This window comes from Bacteroides xylanisolvens, assembly GCF_018289135.1.
Lineage (GTDB): Bacteria > Bacteroidota > Bacteroidia > Bacteroidales > Bacteroidaceae > Bacteroides > Bacteroides xylanisolvens.
The window spans coordinates 4,711,003-4,726,288 of record NZ_CP072216.1; the positions used below are offsets into that span (position 1 = coordinate 4,711,003).

The 15,286-nt window shown below is 40.1% G+C and carries 14 protein-coding genes and 1 pseudogene; 14 read left to right on the forward strand and 1 reads right to left on the reverse strand.

The genetic code is table 11. The features are described from left to right. Positions 1-196: 196 nt before the first annotated feature. The gene (locus tag INE92_RS19640) at positions 197-910 is read right to left on the reverse strand and encodes a LexA family transcriptional regulator (protein ID WP_008641536.1); all 714 of its coding nucleotides are present in this window, start codon (positions 908-910) and stop codon (positions 197-199) included. Between the two features lie 441 nt (positions 911-1,351). On the opposite strand from INE92_RS19640, the gene INE92_RS19645 reads away from it, so the two are divergent. From INE92_RS19645 to INE92_RS19710, 14 genes and pseudogenes are all read left to right on the forward strand, one after another. Further along, complete coding sequence (locus INE92_RS19645; protein WP_008641543.1) at positions 1,352-1,672, forward strand: hypothetical protein; 321 nt, start codon at positions 1,352-1,354, stop codon at positions 1,670-1,672. Continuing rightward, positions 1,660-2,550, forward strand: coding sequence for a DUF4373 domain-containing protein (locus INE92_RS19650; RefSeq protein ID WP_008641544.1), 891 nt, complete (start codon positions 1,660-1,662; stop codon positions 2,548-2,550). The genes INE92_RS19645 and INE92_RS19650 overlap by 13 nt, the downstream gene beginning before the upstream one ends. 122 nt (positions 2,551-2,672) lie before the next feature. Next, entirely contained in the window at positions 2,673-3,176 is a 504-nt protein-coding gene (locus tag INE92_RS19655) for an HU family DNA-binding protein (RefSeq protein ID WP_008641545.1), read from the forward strand. 84 nt (positions 3,177-3,260) lie between these two features. Continuing rightward, positions 3,261-3,788 (forward strand): annotated as a pseudogene (locus INE92_RS27190) (N-acetylmuramoyl-L-alanine amidase). Between the two features lie 5 nt (positions 3,789-3,793). Further along, positions 3,794-3,889, forward strand: coding sequence for a smalltalk protein (locus INE92_RS19665; RefSeq protein WP_005681936.1), 96 nt, complete (start codon positions 3,794-3,796; stop codon positions 3,887-3,889). A 98-nt stretch (positions 3,890-3,987) separates the two neighbouring features. Next, positions 3,988-6,993 (forward strand): hypothetical protein, encoded by a 3,006-nt coding sequence (locus INE92_RS19670; protein ID WP_008641557.1) that lies wholly within the window; start codon positions 3,988-3,990, stop codon positions 6,991-6,993. Then, on the forward strand, positions 6,990-11,300 hold the full coding sequence (locus tag INE92_RS19675) for a polymorphic toxin type 10 domain-containing protein (protein ID WP_211421234.1): 4,311 nt from the start codon (positions 6,990-6,992) through the stop codon (positions 11,298-11,300). The genes INE92_RS19670 and INE92_RS19675 overlap by 4 nt, the downstream gene beginning before the upstream one ends. Then, the gene (locus INE92_RS19680; RefSeq protein ID WP_008641559.1) at positions 11,300-11,575 is read left to right on the forward strand and encodes an Imm27 family immunity protein; all 276 of its coding nucleotides are present in this window, start codon (positions 11,300-11,302) and stop codon (positions 11,573-11,575) included. Before INE92_RS19675 ends, INE92_RS19680 begins: the two co-directional genes overlap by 1 nt. 141 nt (positions 11,576-11,716) lie before the next feature. Then, on the forward strand, positions 11,717-11,854 hold the full coding sequence (locus INE92_RS19685; RefSeq protein WP_008641560.1) for a hypothetical protein: 138 nt from the start codon (positions 11,717-11,719) through the stop codon (positions 11,852-11,854). 288 nt (positions 11,855-12,142) lie between these two features. After that, a complete protein-coding gene (locus tag INE92_RS19690; RefSeq protein ID WP_008641561.1) occupies positions 12,143-12,373 on the forward strand; it encodes a hypothetical protein in 231 nt (76 codons plus the stop codon). A 4-nt stretch (positions 12,374-12,377) separates the two neighbouring features. Beyond that, complete coding sequence (locus tag INE92_RS19695) at positions 12,378-12,635, forward strand: hypothetical protein (RefSeq protein ID WP_008641562.1); 258 nt, start codon at positions 12,378-12,380, stop codon at positions 12,633-12,635. A gap of 508 nt (positions 12,636-13,143) precedes the next feature. Next, a complete protein-coding gene (locus tag INE92_RS19700; protein WP_008641564.1) occupies positions 13,144-14,043 on the forward strand; it encodes a methyltransferase domain-containing protein in 900 nt (299 codons plus the stop codon). A gap of 3 nt (positions 14,044-14,046) precedes the next feature. After that, the gene (locus INE92_RS19705) at positions 14,047-14,928 is read left to right on the forward strand and encodes a cell division protein FtsX (RefSeq protein ID WP_004322593.1); all 882 of its coding nucleotides are present in this window, start codon (positions 14,047-14,049) and stop codon (positions 14,926-14,928) included. 113 nt (positions 14,929-15,041) lie between these two features. Beyond that, the gene (locus INE92_RS19710) at positions 15,042-15,284 is read left to right on the forward strand and encodes a DUF3098 domain-containing protein (RefSeq protein ID WP_004298881.1); all 243 of its coding nucleotides are present in this window, start codon (positions 15,042-15,044) and stop codon (positions 15,282-15,284) included. The last annotated feature ends 2 nt before the right edge of the window (positions 15,285-15,286 follow it).

A 15,286-nucleotide genomic window follows, 5' to 3' on the forward strand; every position in this document is an offset into this window, starting at 1 on the left:
TTTGCAAGAGAATTTTAAGATCAAACAAATATTGCACGAATTAGCAGATTATTTCATTTAATGTGCTTCTTACGGCTTACTATATTTCTCATTGCAGAGGACGTAAAAAACGCAGAGGTATTATTTTTTTTAATCTCTGTGTCTTTTGTGTCCTCTGTGTTTTTTCCGTGTTCTTGGCTCTCTTTTACGATGAGATTCACATCATCATGTGCCTCCTAATGGAGAACTTCACAATCGCCATTGCATTGATGGACGCAAATGGAATGTCCATCGGTTCGTGGTGTGTATTGTAGCTCACTAGTTTGAGATATCCCTCCTTATCGGAACGGTTCACGTATTTCACTGCCAGATACTCGTCTCCGTCAATCATAAACGACACCAGATATATTTCCCCGTAAATGACATTATCGAAGCTGCTGATTTCTTTATATCCGATAATGTCTCCCGATTTCAATATAGGATACATGCTGTCTCCGTTGACGTAGACTGCTCCGTCGCAGACGGAAATATTCGGAATTAATATCTTTCCCAGTGCATACTGCTTTTTGTTGGTGAACAATGTTTTCAGGTTCGCAGCTGCCGTAATATCGTATAATGTCACGCTACGGTCGTCTATTGGTTCGGGTGTTTTCGGATTGTGTATAATCTCGACTTCTCCCTGCACCAGTTCGCTTTCGCAATATCTTGGCTGGTGTTTCGGATTTCCCTTTCCCAATAATAGCCAATTGTAGTCCACCTTGTCCCCGAATTTATCGAGTAACAGGCGGAAGTCAATACTATTTCGTGCACCCCAATTGGATACTGTGGCGCGTGAGACGCCTAAATATTCAGCTAATTCGCTGTCGTTCTTGAAGTTTAGCACCTGTTTGGCACGCTTCACTATTCCTGTAACATCCAAAAATGTATCCATTCTATTATCGTTTATTTTTGATGTAAAAATTCATAAACTCGTTAATTGCTCATTGATAATTTGTTATCTACTTTTTTAAAGTTAATTCTCAAAATCGTTTGTTTTCTTTGCGAAAACTGTTTTATCTTTGTAACAATGAAATCACAAAGATGTTTCAAAATTATAAATTTTAAATAGAAAAACCATGAGAAACCGCAAAAAGTTTACGAAAGGTTGCAAAATACCTCATTCACCCCCTTTTTAAGGAAGCCGTGCCGGACGGGCGGAAGTAATATTGAGCCCGCTTACACCATCTATATATCTTGCGTGTAGCGTCTATATACCCAATGTGCAGCCGATATATCTCCAATATACAGCAACTATATGTCCTGCGTGCAAGCGATATATCTCTAATATACACACGAATGTTTAAATATGAAAATTGTAAAAACGGAAAGCAGTATGGAAACCATTATGAATCAATCTCTACACATCTGCGGATGTTGCAAGCGTAAGCTCCCACAGGAAGCCTTTTATATGAATCAGCGTACCCGGGCTTCAGATAATTACTGCAAGGAATGCCGTAAGGCAAACACGCGCAGACATCGCAATCAGGATAAAAATATATCATTTGAAAACAAACCTCTTTCTTATCCGGTAATAACCGAGGTAAAGGACTACGCTTTGCGGATGCTCCTTATCCGCCATGCCCGTCAGGTGGTGGCGGACAGTATTCGCCGGAAGCAGGAAAAGGAAAAACTACACGCACTATGGGAAGAATAAAACAGGGGTTGGATTATTTCCCCATGAGCACCAGTTTCATGCACGACCGCGTGGTGCGTCGTGTCATGAAGCGGGAAGGTGATGCTGCTTTTGCCACATTGGTAGAAACGCTGTCGTACATCTATGCCGGAAAAGGATATTATATCTCTGCCAGTGATGAGTTTTACGATGAACTGACGGACAGCCTTTACAATACGGATATGGATGATGTGAAACGTATCATCGCCCTGTCCGTGGAATGTGGTCTGTTTGATGCCGGGCTTTTCCGCCAATACGGCATCCTGACTTCCGCCGATATCCAACGGCAGTATCTCTTTATCACCAAGCGGCGTAGCAGTTCGTTGATAAAGCCGGACTACTGCCTGTTGGAAGCGGAGGAACTTGCATCGTACCATTCTTCTCAAAGTAGCAAAAGCTGTGCGGATGATGCTGATAACGAAACAGTCGATGCTGTAACATCAACTGCTGATTCTGTAACATCAAACACCGATTCTGCAACATCGGAAGCCGAAATGTCGACATTGGGTACACAAAACAAAGAAAAACAAATTAAAACAAACCAAAACAAATTAAACCACCTCTCTGACTCTCCTCAAGGAGAGAACGGAGGAGGAAAAATCTTGAAAAGAAGGAAGGCGATGACACAGGACGACATCGACAACCTGCAACCACCGTCCGACGGCACGCCGCGTAACTTCGAGGGACTGCTGGAGAACCTTCACTCTTACAAGATTCCGCCTTCCGAGCAATATGCCATTATCCTGAAAAGCAACTTCGGAGCTATCGGAAACTCTGTGTGGAAGGGATTCAGCAACATTCGCGGGAGTAATGGAAAAATCAAATTGCCGGGGCATTATCTTTTGAGCGTAATTAATTAATTTATGAACGCACTTTGAAAAAATGATTGGGTCAGTCTGAATAATACCCGTATCTTTACAGTGTCATTAAGCTTAAGGACAACACTAAACTAATTTATTAACACGTAAAAACTATTACAATTATGCCAGTATTGTACAAACCCTTCCAGTCCGTTCTGGAAGACAAGAACAAAAAGAAATTATTTCATCCCCGTGTGATATACACGGCCAATGTGTCAACCACCCAACTCGCCAAAGAGATAGCCGCTTACTCGTCTCTTTCCACCGGTGATGTGAAGAATACACTCGATAATCTGGTGACAGTGGCTGCCCAGCATCTGCAAGCATCGGAAAGTGTAACGCTCGACGGCTTCGGGACTTTCCGTATGGTGATGAAGTCCAACGGCAAAGGTGTGGAACTGCCGGAAAAAGTATCGGCTGCCCAGGCTTCCCTTACCGTCCGCTTCTTGCCCAACTATACCAAGAATCCTGACCGTACCACCGCTACCCGCTCTTTGGTGACAGGTGTCAAGTGTGTCCGTTTCGACCTTGCCGATACTTCGGCTTCGGGTGGCGGAAATAGCGGTGAACCCGATGACGGTGGTGGTTCCGGCGGCAGTGGAGAAGCACCGGATCCGGCAGCATAGCCTGTCTGTATGACGCAACACAAACACGAATGGCTGACTAAACGGAACTTTTTAACTGGACTAGTAAACTAATTATCCACTAACATGCGAATTATTAATTTAATCGTGGTGCACTGCAGCGCCACGCGGGGGGATTGTACGCCCTCTCCGGAAGATTTGGACCGGCTGCACCGACGTCGGGGATTTAACGGAACAGGCTATCACTACTACATCTGCAAGGATGGAACAGTGCACCTCACCCGCCCCATCGAACGTGTCGGAGCGCACGCAAAAGGTTTCAATGCTCATTCAATAGGTATCTGCTATGAGGGTAGTCTGGACTGCCGGGGACGCCCGGCAGATATCCGGACTCCGGCACAGCGGGCCACGCTCCGGCAACTCGTCGGGTAACTACAGGAGAAATTCCCCGGCTGCCGGGTATGCGGACACCGGGGTCTTTCACCGGACTTGAACAGAAACGGTGAGATAGAACCGGAAGAGTGGATTAAATCGTGCCCGTGTTTTGAGGTGGCAAAGGAATTCAAGGAACTTGAGGAGTTTGCTGTCAAAACAGAAAACACGGAAGAACACAGAGTAACACAACACATTAAAGAACAGAAAGGAGGTAAATGATGGCAATGAAGAAATCAGTATGGGATATGATCCTGAAGGTGGTTATCGCAGTGGCTTCAGCTTTGGCTGGCGTTTTGGGCGCTAACGCGATGAATCTGTAATTAGTTGAATTGTGGGACGTGCGCGCCGTCCCACAATTTTGATGGTTAGATAATTAATTGAACGATAGATAATTAGAAATATAAAAATATTTATTAAAATGCAGAAAACAATATATATACAGAAGATTTTTTTACTCATTGTAGTGACTTTCAGTTACTCAATTGCTATGGCGCAGCAGTTTAAGTCGCCGGATGTGATACCGTCTTCTCCCCAAAGTCAGTTAATAGAAAATTTTTATGAGAAATATTTCAATAATGATATTTCAGCTCGTGGAGAAAAGACTATTGATATCAATTTATATGATATTGAAGTGAAAGGCCTCAATATTCCCATTAATATCTCATATAATACTTGTGGAGTCAAATATAAACAATCGTCTGGTGATGTCGGAGTGGGCTGGACATTATCCCCTGCCGCCAGAATATCTAGGACGATTATTGGCTATCCGGACGAAGCAATGAAAAGAGTTCCTACATTATTTGATGATTTAAATAAATTGAATAATCATATTGATGTAGACAAATATCTGTCTGCTTTTTCGTCCGGAATAATGGGTAATGTCTCCTATTTCTCTGTCGCATCGCGGGACCAGGGATGTGATATTTTTACATTTAGTACATTAAGCGAGAGTGGTCATTTTGTTTTTCCGGATCCGTCTACATTGGATAAGGTTGAAATCCTGGAAAAGATAAATTGCCAAATTACTCCTATCTTAACAGGAGGATTGCTGACCGGGTTTCAAATTGTTGATGGGCATGGTATTACTTATAATTATGGTGGTAATGCCAGCGAACATGTTCATGAGGATGCCTATCGAACGGATATTTCGTCGGGAACTACAGGATGGGCTCTGAAAAGTATTGTAACGACGAAAAATGATACGGTTCGTTTTGACTATGTCGGATATACGGACCGTTCTATTACAGAGCCGGAATATAAGACGTTGTCTGTAAATGATTCTTATGCTTACCGTATGTACGTACAAGATGAAGGAGATGTCCAAGTACAACAAGAATATGAATTAAGCATTGCGCTGAACTTTAATATAACTTTACCCAACTATACAACTTTCTTATTGTCAGGGATTGAGGCGAATGGAATAAAAGTGAATTTCTTTCGTGCGTCGGCAGATGGCATTTACTCCAACGCAGTAGATAGTATAACCGTTGTCGATAAACAGTCTGGTGATATTATAAAACAAATCAACCTCTCATATTCCGGGATGAACAAACGACCGCATTTCTTTTTAGACAGGCTGGAAATGGATGGCCAAAAATATTATTTGTCATATTATACACCTTCTGACTTAGGATTGGGTGAATATGATAATACGCATTATACATCTGATTTATGGGGATATTATTTGTATTCTTCCACATCGTTGGATAAAGTGGATCTGCCTGTAATAAGCCGTGAATTTGTAGATGATAGTTTTGTGTTTTTTAAACCCGTTCCTGGAGCAAGCTTGTACGATGATGTCATCAAGAAATTATCCCGGATTATTCCAAATGTGAATTTCAAAAATGATTCGGATAACACAAAAGCACATCTTTTTTCTCTGAAGAAGATATATTTTCCTACCGGTGGGTCACAAGAATTCATATATGAACCCAATGAGTATTTATTGAATTCCGCTCGTGTGAAGGGGGCCGGTATCAGATTGAGTAATGTTAAAACTTATGATGATAATGGCAATTTACATGAGCAAAGGTATAAATATGGAGAAAATGAGGATGGGATTGGTGTTCCTAGTTTTCATTTGAGTTGTGAAACCTTTGCAGATGTGAAACAGAACAGAATACAATATAGTACATCTCCAGGGCTTTATGATTATGTCTCATTTTGCTCACGTATTTATTCTCCGGTGGCTTTTGGAGATGCTAACATTAGTAGTAATTTTTTTGTAGAATATCCGCAAGTACATGTATATAATAAACAGGAAAAGGGTGAAAATAAGATTTCGTATCTTTTTAACCTGCTTCAACCTCTTTACATAGATGTGATGCCTGAAAATACTAATGAGAAATATGTAGGAAGCCCTGATTTACTGAATAACAGGGGATGGAAATCTTATATACACAGATATCAATATGGAATAAAGACTAACATTGCATCATGCCGGTACTTTAATTCGGACGGACGTTTAGTTAAAAAGGAAGATTATACCTATTGTAGAAGCGCTGGTTTGGTTATGGACGGAGGAATTAAGATGGAGCAAGTTGTTATTCCTGTTTATCAGGATACGTATGATTTTGCTCATACGATCGAGCTTTCCAGGCCATCTCTTTTCAAATATATGACTTACTCGGTCATGTCCGGAAGGGATTTGTTGAGTAAGAAAGTCGTCAGTGAATATTTTGCCGGGGGAACAGTTGTGTCAGAAGAAGGTTATGTCTATGATGATAAGAACCAGTTGATAAAAGTTATTCGTACCTCTCAAAATGGTGGTGGTGATTGTAGGATAAAGAATATAAAGTACCCCTATAACTATACAGATGCCATAAGTAATCTTATGGTAGAAAGGAATATGCTCGATTATCCGGTTGAAACTATAACCGAATATAATGGTGAGGAAGTTTATCGTGAACAGATAAAATATGGACTGTATCAAAATCTGCTATTACCTGCTTATGTTGATATATCTCACGATGGACTCCTTGGGCTGAAAAGAGAAATGACTTATGTTTCGTATGATAAAAAAGGAAATATATTAGAATATGTTGATAAAAATAATAATCATACCTGCTATATATGGGGATATAATTATAAATATCCTATAGCGGAAATACAAGGGGCGACATACGACTCTGTAAAAAGCGTTTTAGGTCATGAAAATAATGATTTATCCTATCTGCAAGGATATGGAGAATATCAATTAGAGCGTGAGCTAAATAAACTACGGATGGCTTTTAGAGATAACCATCCGGTCTTTATTAAAACGTTTCTGTATAAACCGTACGTCGGGGTTACTTCAATTACTACTTCTGATGGCTTTACTACTAAATATGGCTATGATCAGTTTGGGTACCTTAAAGAATCTTATTTGGAAAGAAACGGAAGAAAACAATTAATTCAGGAATTTAAATACAATTATAAGCTATGATAAAACAACTTCGGATCATAATATTATTCATATTGTTGGGTACAGGCACTTGTCTAACAGCACAAAATAATACTGTCACTCCTTTATTTGCGGGAAAAATCGGCTATCATCAATATTTTGGGAATGATATTCTACTTAAAGACGTAGTTTCTCCTTCAGGGGGGAACGGGACTTATTCTATATCGTGGGAATACCGGTATACTGATTCAAATGAATGGAGTGAGATTACCCGGCTTGCTCAATCTGACTATGAGGGGGGATGCTTGGTTTCATCCCAACTTTTCAATACATACAGAGCGGAAGGAGTATATATCAGAAGAAAGGTTGTAAGTGGTACCTTGGTTGCATATTCTTCGGATATTAGAGTGAAAAGGCTCACAGAACCTTTGTCTTTTACCAATAGAGGCGGGGAGGCTTATATTGATCTTACCAAGCATTGTCCTTCGCTGCCCGGTGATTTTATCTGTACAGAGTTATGGCTTGGAGAAAATACATCTGATTGGTGTAGTTTCCTGTATACCGGATGGGAAAATACTGATCATCCTGCTACTGTAAAAATAGAAGTTATGAGAAATTTTGGAGATCACCGTAGCGGGCAGATTGAACTTCTGTATCGTGGATTTTCACGTAATAGCAATTTTTCTGTAGACATGAGTAACTACCAGAAGTATAAAGTTACCGTAAAAGTTGAACAGAGCTGGAATTTTACCGATGATGTTTTCTTGTTGCTTTTACCTACACAGGAGGAACCTATTAATCCGGGTGAAACTTCTTATGGTGTTTGGGTGGATAATGATGGGATGAGGGATGATTTGTTCAGATGGTGGCAATACAGTCATGACCAGATACATTGGGTAGATGTCTTTGATGTACCGGATTTGAGAACAGTATATCAGCCGGGTCCGTTGTATCAAACCACTTATTTCAGAATGATGGCTAATGACGGGGTCGATGTATATACTTCGAATATTGTGTCTATAAAGGTGCGTGAGAAATTGAACCTTTCGTCAAAGAATTACATACATACGCGTACTTATACTACTCCGGATGGGATGGAATTCAGGGATGATGTTGAATATTTTGACGGTTTGGGACGTTCCATTGAAAATGTCAAAGTGAAGCATAGTGTTGATGATACGGATCTGTTGTCAATTACAGAGTATGATAAAATGGGACGTTTATTTAGAGAATGGCTGCCTGGGGTATCGGAATCCGGCAATTGTGGTGCATTTGTCGAAGCGGAAGAGTTGAAGAATAGTTCCGTCTTGTCTAATGGAAACGATGTTATGCCTTATACAAAAACGTTATATGAAAATTCGGCTATAGGGAAAGTGGAGAGCCGATATGGTCCGGGTATGGAATGGCATAATCGGGGAAAAGGGATTAATAGCAGATATTTAACAAATGTGTCTAAAGATACTACCTTGCTGGACTTGTGCGATTCATTGGTGTGCTTGCGTTATACCGTGCCGACTGATAGAACACGACTTTTTGTTAGTTGTGCAGGAACCTATGCTTCCGGGGAACTATATGTCGTAAAAGAGGTTGATGAAGACAATCATGTAAGGTATGAATTTACGGATAAAGAAGGAAGGATCGTGCTGACTCGCAGTATAAATGGTAATGAAGGAATGGATGACACATACTATATATATGATATATTCGGAAATTTACGGGTTGTTCTTCCTCCGATGTGTTCTGCCAATTTTTATTCAGGTTCTCTTACGGATAGTGCTTCTGTTTTATCCGATTATGCTTTCTTGTATAAATACGATACCCGTAACCGTTGTATTGGGAAAAAACAGCCTGGTTGCGAGTGGGTGGAATTAGTGTATGATCGTTGCGACCGGTTGATTTTTACTCAAAATGGAAAAGAACGGGCAAATAATGAATGGGCTTTTCATTTGGAAGATTTGTCAGGGCGGTCTGTGTTGACCGGTGTTTACCTCGGTACGCCTGATTTTCAGAATTGTGCTTCAGAGGATATTTATGCTGAATTTACTTCAAATACAGATTCGCCTTACTATGGATATACTATTTATGGATTGCAGAATCATTATTTGGACATACAACAGGTTTATTTTTATGATACTTATGAATATCAGAACTTATTGCCGGATTCTTTGTCTTCACTATGGTATGTATTTGATAATAATTACGGGGAACGCTATGAGAATAGCCAGAGTTCACCTCATTGCAAAGAACAGCTAACAGGAAGTATCGTTCGAATATTGGGAACGGAAGAATACCAATATGCCAGTTATTATTATGATTATTATCATAATCTGATTCAGGAACGTAAGACGACATCGGGTGGAAATAAGAAAGTAAATAAATCGCTTTTTAATATTCTCAAGCAGCCTGTGAGTGTCCGCTCGGAATACGAAGGAGGAGTTTTAAATAAATTGTATAGTTATGATCGTGCAGGAAGGCTGATTCACGAAAGACATTGTGTCGTAAGTAAGGATACTGTTGATCTGTTGTATGGTTATGACAAGTTAGGAAGGCTAAAAAGACTGGAACGTATTCATGGAAAAGATTCGGTAATTACAGAAAATGCCTATAATATACGTAGCTGGCTGACCGGTATTGATAGTAATGCAGGGTTTGTAGAGCAATTGCATTATGTGGACGGATTGGGGATTCCCTGTTATAATGGAAATATTAGTAGTATGACATGGGAGGTTGATGGTATGAAAAGAGGTTATAAATTTATGTATGATGGCAGAAGCCGCCTGCTTCGTGCTGTATATGGTGAAGGTGAAGGCTTGAATGTCAATCAGGATCGTTTTAATGAAGAGATAACCGGGTATGATAAAAATGGGAATATCCTTGGTATTAAAAGATGCGGAAAGAGATCAGAGGATGAATATGGCTTAATAGATAACCTTGTCATGAGTTATAATGGAAATCAATTGAAGGCTGTATCTGATAGTGTAACAGGTTCTGCCCATGCTGATAGTTTTGAATTTAAAGATGGAGCAGATCTGCCGGTCGAATACTATTATGACTCAAACGGAAATTTAATACAAGATTTAAACAAAAAGATTTCTGAAATTCAGTATAATTGTTTAAATTTACTCAGCCGTATAGAGTTTGAGGATGGAGGTGTTATTTCCTATCTTTATGATGCCAAAGGAACAAAGTTCCGAACAACGCACGTAATAGCCGGAAAGACCACAACTACTGATTACTTTGACGATGCGATCTATGAAAATGGTGTGCTCACTACTTTGTTGACGGAGTTGGGATATATCTCCCTTGTTGATGGCAAGTATCATTATTACTTGAAAGATCACCAGGGTAATAATCGTGTGGTTGTGGGACAGAATGGCAGTGTGGAGGAGGTGAATCATTATTATCCTTTTGGTGGTACATTTGCTTCGACTTCATCTGTCCAGCCTTACAAGTACAACGGTAAGGAACTGGATAGACAAGGTGGTCTTGACTGGTATGATTATGGGGCGAGACATTATGATGTGGCGTTAGGGAGATGGCATGTTGTAGATCCGATGGCGGAGAAATATTATTTGTGGTCTCCGTATGCGTATTGCCTGGGAAATCCGGTGAGGTTTATTGATCCAACAGGGATGGTTACGGAAATTCCTCCGGGTTTCTGGGCATCTTTTGGCAAAGGCTTCTCTCAACCGTTTGTTAGTTTTTGGAATGCCGTTACTCATCCGGTGGAAACCGTTACGAATGTAGTGAATTCTATAAAGAGCGTAACTCCTACCGAAGCAGGGTTTGGTGTTGGTGAGCAAGTGCTAAGAAGTCCAATGAGTCCGTTAGGCAGTACGTTTAATCAACTGGATGTGGCACAAGCCATCGCATATGATAAGGCCAATGGTACCATGACTTCAGCAGAAGTTATTGGGAATCAGTGGGGAGATATCGCGTTTGATGCCGTAACAACAGCGGTAGGTGCAGGAGTAGGAAGAGGTACTGGACTTTACAAAGGGCAGACCCTTGTAACCAATAGTATACCTCAAAAGGTTGCTCGTGTCATCCCTGATGGAATAAAAACTTCTATGCTTGGAGCTCCTAATCAATCTGATGTATTTGTTACCGCAGCTAAAGACATAAAGGGATTAAATGCAATGCAGATAGCTAATAAATTGACAATACCTCAAAGTAGTTCTGGATTTAAGGTGATTGAATTTAGAACTCCGATGAATGGTCTTGCTTCTCCAATAAATAGAACAAATCCTGGATTTGTAGGAAAAGGAAGAACTTTAGGGGGAGCTAGAGAATTTACTATACCAAATCAACAAATACCTAAAGATGCCATAATTAAAATTGTAAAATAATGATATATTCAAATGAAACTGAATTTGCAGGTTCCTGGTTATTAGAAAATGGGAATGTAAAAGATGATAATGTATCTATGCGTATTAAAGATTTAATCGTTAATTATTTATCAGAAATAGCAATGACTGATGATGGGTGGCAACGGCTATATCAAGACCCTAATGACGGACGATATTGGGAGTTGTCATATCCACATTCAGATTGGGAAGGAGGAGGACCACCATCACTTAAGAATATATCACAGCTTGAGGCTAAAAATAAATATAAAATTTAATATTGTCTTTATGGTCGTTATAATTTATGCTACAAAAGTACACGCATACGCGATATATAGCAAATCTAATTTACATTAACTCTATTATTAATCTAGATCATGTAAATATTGCGGATTTTATCGTATTAAAACCATAATAATATGAATAAATATGAAGGTATGACTGTCAATGAATGTCTTTATGTTAGTGGCTTAATAGATGAATTTTATAAAGCAGTTGAGAAAAAAAGATATCGAAGCTGTTATATCCATCTTAAAAAGGGTGGAGTTATCGAATAATCAAATTGAGCCTATTTTAGTAACGTTAAATTTACCCTATATTTAATAGTTTGTTTAATTTGCCCTGATATAATTTGCTTAGAAAATGGGTAATTTGTATCAGGGTATTTTATATTCGCAGAGGTTATTGGGAATCAGTGGGGAGATATCGCATTTGATGCCGTAACAACAGGAGCAGGAGTAGGAAAAGTTACCGGAACGTTAGGAAAAGCGAGTTCGGGTGTAGAAAAGGTGAAAGGGTTAGGTAATCCATTCAAGAATATGACACTTGACTAGGTCAGGACATCGATGGATAAGCATGTAGGTGCAGGAAAACTGAAAGTAGTTGTTGTTGATCGTGAAACAGGACTTAATAAAACTTATTCTAATAATAAATCTGGATATTCTTATAATTTGGATGAAGGAGGTCCTACAAGAATTGGTAGAAAGAAAATGATAGAGCCGCCTCATATTGATGTGAACTATCCAAAACCTAAGCCTAAGAATATTGAAAAGAAAAAATTATTTGTAAACTATTAATATTATGATTAGCGTAATAACAAGTGGAATGGAAAGTAGAGTGTATCTCGACAATGAAGGTATTGATGATATGATTCATTATTTAACTTATTTGAGAGAGAAAAATGAGACAACTTATGATCTAATCGAAGGCAATGAGTTAGATAGACTTGATGAGGATCTAGTTCTTGATGGCTTTGAGCATATAACACATCTGGAATTGATATACATCAATGCCTTTGATAGAGATGATGGTACAGTAAGAATCATAGAGGAGGATTAATATTTCTTACCATTCTCGTGTTTTACCCTGGTATAAGTTGATTAGAAAACAACCAATTTGTATCAGGGTATTTTATATTCTTTATTATGATGCCAAAGGAGCAACGTTCCGAACAATATACATAATAGTTGATGGGTGAAGTGCATACAAGATGTATAGGTGGTATTAGTAGGACGTAACTTGCTTATGTTGTATAATAAAGCTCCATTTGAACCGGAATCTACGGCAAGCACCGGAACCTGGGGGCAGGGCATAGACAACTTCCGTCAACCCAGCTACAGAAACATGGGCTTTTCCGTTAATCTGACTTTTTAATCTTCCTTCAAAAAGATATTTTGTCCCGATATGAGCTGTCAAAACTACTCTCATCTTGTATCGGGGCAACTCTTCTATTAAAAGTCCTTAACGAAAGCCCATTACATCACTTTTTATTTGTTTCTTTGCACCAAATTCGGGTATAGTGTTGTCTTGTCATTCGAGGCAGCACTTAATTTTGCTTAGATAGTTAATGGAGAAACTCAGTATAAATGCTTGTCCGGTGTGTGGCGGTACGCACTTGAAACGCGTCATGACTTGTACGGATTTTTATGCTTCGGGCGAACAGTTTGAACTGTATTCGTGTGAGGACTGTGGATTTACATTCACACAAGGAGTTCCCGTGGAAGCAGAGATAGGCAAGTATTATGAGACTCCCGACTATATTTCTCACACTGATACGCGCAAGGGGGCGATGAATAATATCTACCATTACGTACGTTCTTATATGCTGGGCCGCAAAGCGCGCTTGGTAGCTAAAGAGGCGCATCGTAAAACGGGGCGTTTGCTCGATATAGGTACGGGAACCGGTTACTTTTCCGATACAATGGTTCGCCGGGGATGGAAGGTAGAGGCAGTGGAGAAAAGCCCGCAGGCACGTGAGTTTGCAAAAACGCATTTCGAACTGGATGTAAAGCCTGAATCGGCTCTGAAAGAGTTTGCTCCTGCTAGTTTTGATGTTATCACTCTCTGGCATGTGATGGAGCATCTCGAATCTTTGAATGAGACTTGGGAAACGCTTCGCGAATTGCTGACAGAAAAAGGAGTATTGATTGTGGCAGTACCCAACTGCTCTTCTTATGATGCCAAGCGCTACGGTGAATATTGGGCGGCTTATGACGTTCCCCGTCATCTCTGGCATTTCACTCCGGGCACTATACAGCAGCTGGCTTCCCGTCATGGCTTTATTATGGCGGCACGTCATCCGATGCCGTTCGATGCGTTTTACGTATCTATGTTGAGCGAGAAACATCGTGGCAGTTCATGCAGTTTCCTGAAAGGGATGTTTGCCGGGACGTTGGCCTGGTTCAATGCTTTGGGAAGGAAAGAACGCAGCAGTTCAATGATTTATGTATTCCGAAAAAAAAGATAACGCATGGGAAATCAAAACAAATATAAGTCAGGTTCGATTTTCGACATGCAGTTCATCACGTCGAGTATCAGTACGACATTAGTGTTGCTGTTGCTGGGACTGGTTGTCTTCTTCGTATTGACAGCACACAATCTTTCCGTATATGTCCGCGAGAATATCAGTTTCTCCGTTCTTATCAGTGACGACATGAAAGAAGCGGATATACTGAAACTTCAGAAGAAGCTGAATCAGGAACCTTTCGTGAAACAATCCGAATATATCTCTAAAAAACAAGCACTGAAAGAACAGACGGAAGCAATGGGAACCGATCCGGAAGAATTCTTGGGCTATAACCCTTTTACCGCTTCCATTGAAATCAAACTCCATTCCGACTATGCAAACTCCGACAGCATTGCGAAGATAGAGAAAATGATTAAAAAGAACACCAACATACAAGATGTGCTCTATCGAAAGGAGTTAATTGACGCCGTGAATGATAACATACGAAATATCAGTCTGGTACTGCTTGCCTTGGCGGTAGTGCTTACTTTTATCTCTTTTGCCCTGATAAACAATACCATAAGACTGGCTATTTACTCCAAACGCTTCCTCATTCACACCATGAAGTTGGTAGGAGCGAGTTGGGGATTCATCCGGGGGCCATTCCTTCGAAAGAATGTATGGAGCGGGATATTGGCAGCCATCGTTGCCGATTCCATATTGATGGGGACCGCTTATTGTGCCGTGACGTACGAACAGGAATTGCTTCAGGTCATCACGCCTGAAGTCATGTTGATAGTCTGTGCAAGCGTATTGGCGTTTGGAATTGTAATAACGTGGCTATGCGCCTATTTCTCCATGAATAAATACTTGAGAATGAAAGCAAACAGCCTGTACTATATTTAGCGGATGGCGAATGGCTGACGGCAAACCTGTGTTTGCGTGTGATTAGCATCCGTAACAACCGACTGATAGATTAAGGGAATGATTGAAATTAGTAATTTGTAATTAAATAAACTATGTCTGACAAGCAGAAATTTGCCTTTGATAAAGTGAACTTTATCTTGCTCGCGATAGGGATGGCGATTGTTATTATCGGCTTTCTATTGATGACGGGACCTACATCGTCCGAAACCTCTTTTGAACCCGATATTTTCAGTGTACGCAGAATCAAGGTAGCGCCAGTCGTTTGCCTGTTTGGCTTCTTGTCTATGATTTACGCTGTATTACGCAAACCTAAAACACAAAAAACAGAAGAATAAAG

Coding starts and splice junctions, on each gene's coding strand:
- INE92_RS19640 (WP_008641536.1), bottom strand. CDS start 910: ATGGATACATTTTTGGATGTTACAGGAATAGTGAAGCGTGCCAAACAG.
- INE92_RS19645 (WP_008641543.1), top strand. CDS start 1,352: ATGGAAACCATTATGAATCAATCTCTACACATCTGCGGATGTTGCAAG.
- INE92_RS19650 (WP_008641544.1), top strand. CDS start 1,660: ATGGGAAGAATAAAACAGGGGTTGGATTATTTCCCCATGAGCACCAGT.
- INE92_RS19655 (WP_008641545.1), top strand. CDS start 2,673: ATGCCAGTATTGTACAAACCCTTCCAGTCCGTTCTGGAAGACAAGAAC.
- INE92_RS19665 (WP_005681936.1), top strand. CDS start 3,794: ATGAAGAAATCAGTATGGGATATGATCCTGAAGGTGGTTATCGCAGTG.
- INE92_RS19670 (WP_008641557.1), top strand. CDS start 3,988: ATGCAGAAAACAATATATATACAGAAGATTTTTTTACTCATTGTAGTG.
- INE92_RS19675 (WP_211421234.1), top strand. CDS start 6,990: ATGATAAAACAACTTCGGATCATAATATTATTCATATTGTTGGGTACA.
- INE92_RS19680 (WP_008641559.1), top strand. CDS start 11,300: ATGATATATTCAAATGAAACTGAATTTGCAGGTTCCTGGTTATTAGAA.
- INE92_RS19685 (WP_008641560.1), top strand. CDS start 11,717: ATGAATAAATATGAAGGTATGACTGTCAATGAATGTCTTTATGTTAGT.
- INE92_RS19690 (WP_008641561.1), top strand. CDS start 12,143: ATGGATAAGCATGTAGGTGCAGGAAAACTGAAAGTAGTTGTTGTTGAT.
- INE92_RS19695 (WP_008641562.1), top strand. CDS start 12,378: ATGATTAGCGTAATAACAAGTGGAATGGAAAGTAGAGTGTATCTCGAC.
- INE92_RS19700 (WP_008641564.1), top strand. CDS start 13,144: ATGGAGAAACTCAGTATAAATGCTTGTCCGGTGTGTGGCGGTACGCAC.
- INE92_RS19705 (WP_004322593.1), top strand. CDS start 14,047: ATGGGAAATCAAAACAAATATAAGTCAGGTTCGATTTTCGACATGCAG.
- INE92_RS19710 (WP_004298881.1), top strand. CDS start 15,042: ATGTCTGACAAGCAGAAATTTGCCTTTGATAAAGTGAACTTTATCTTG.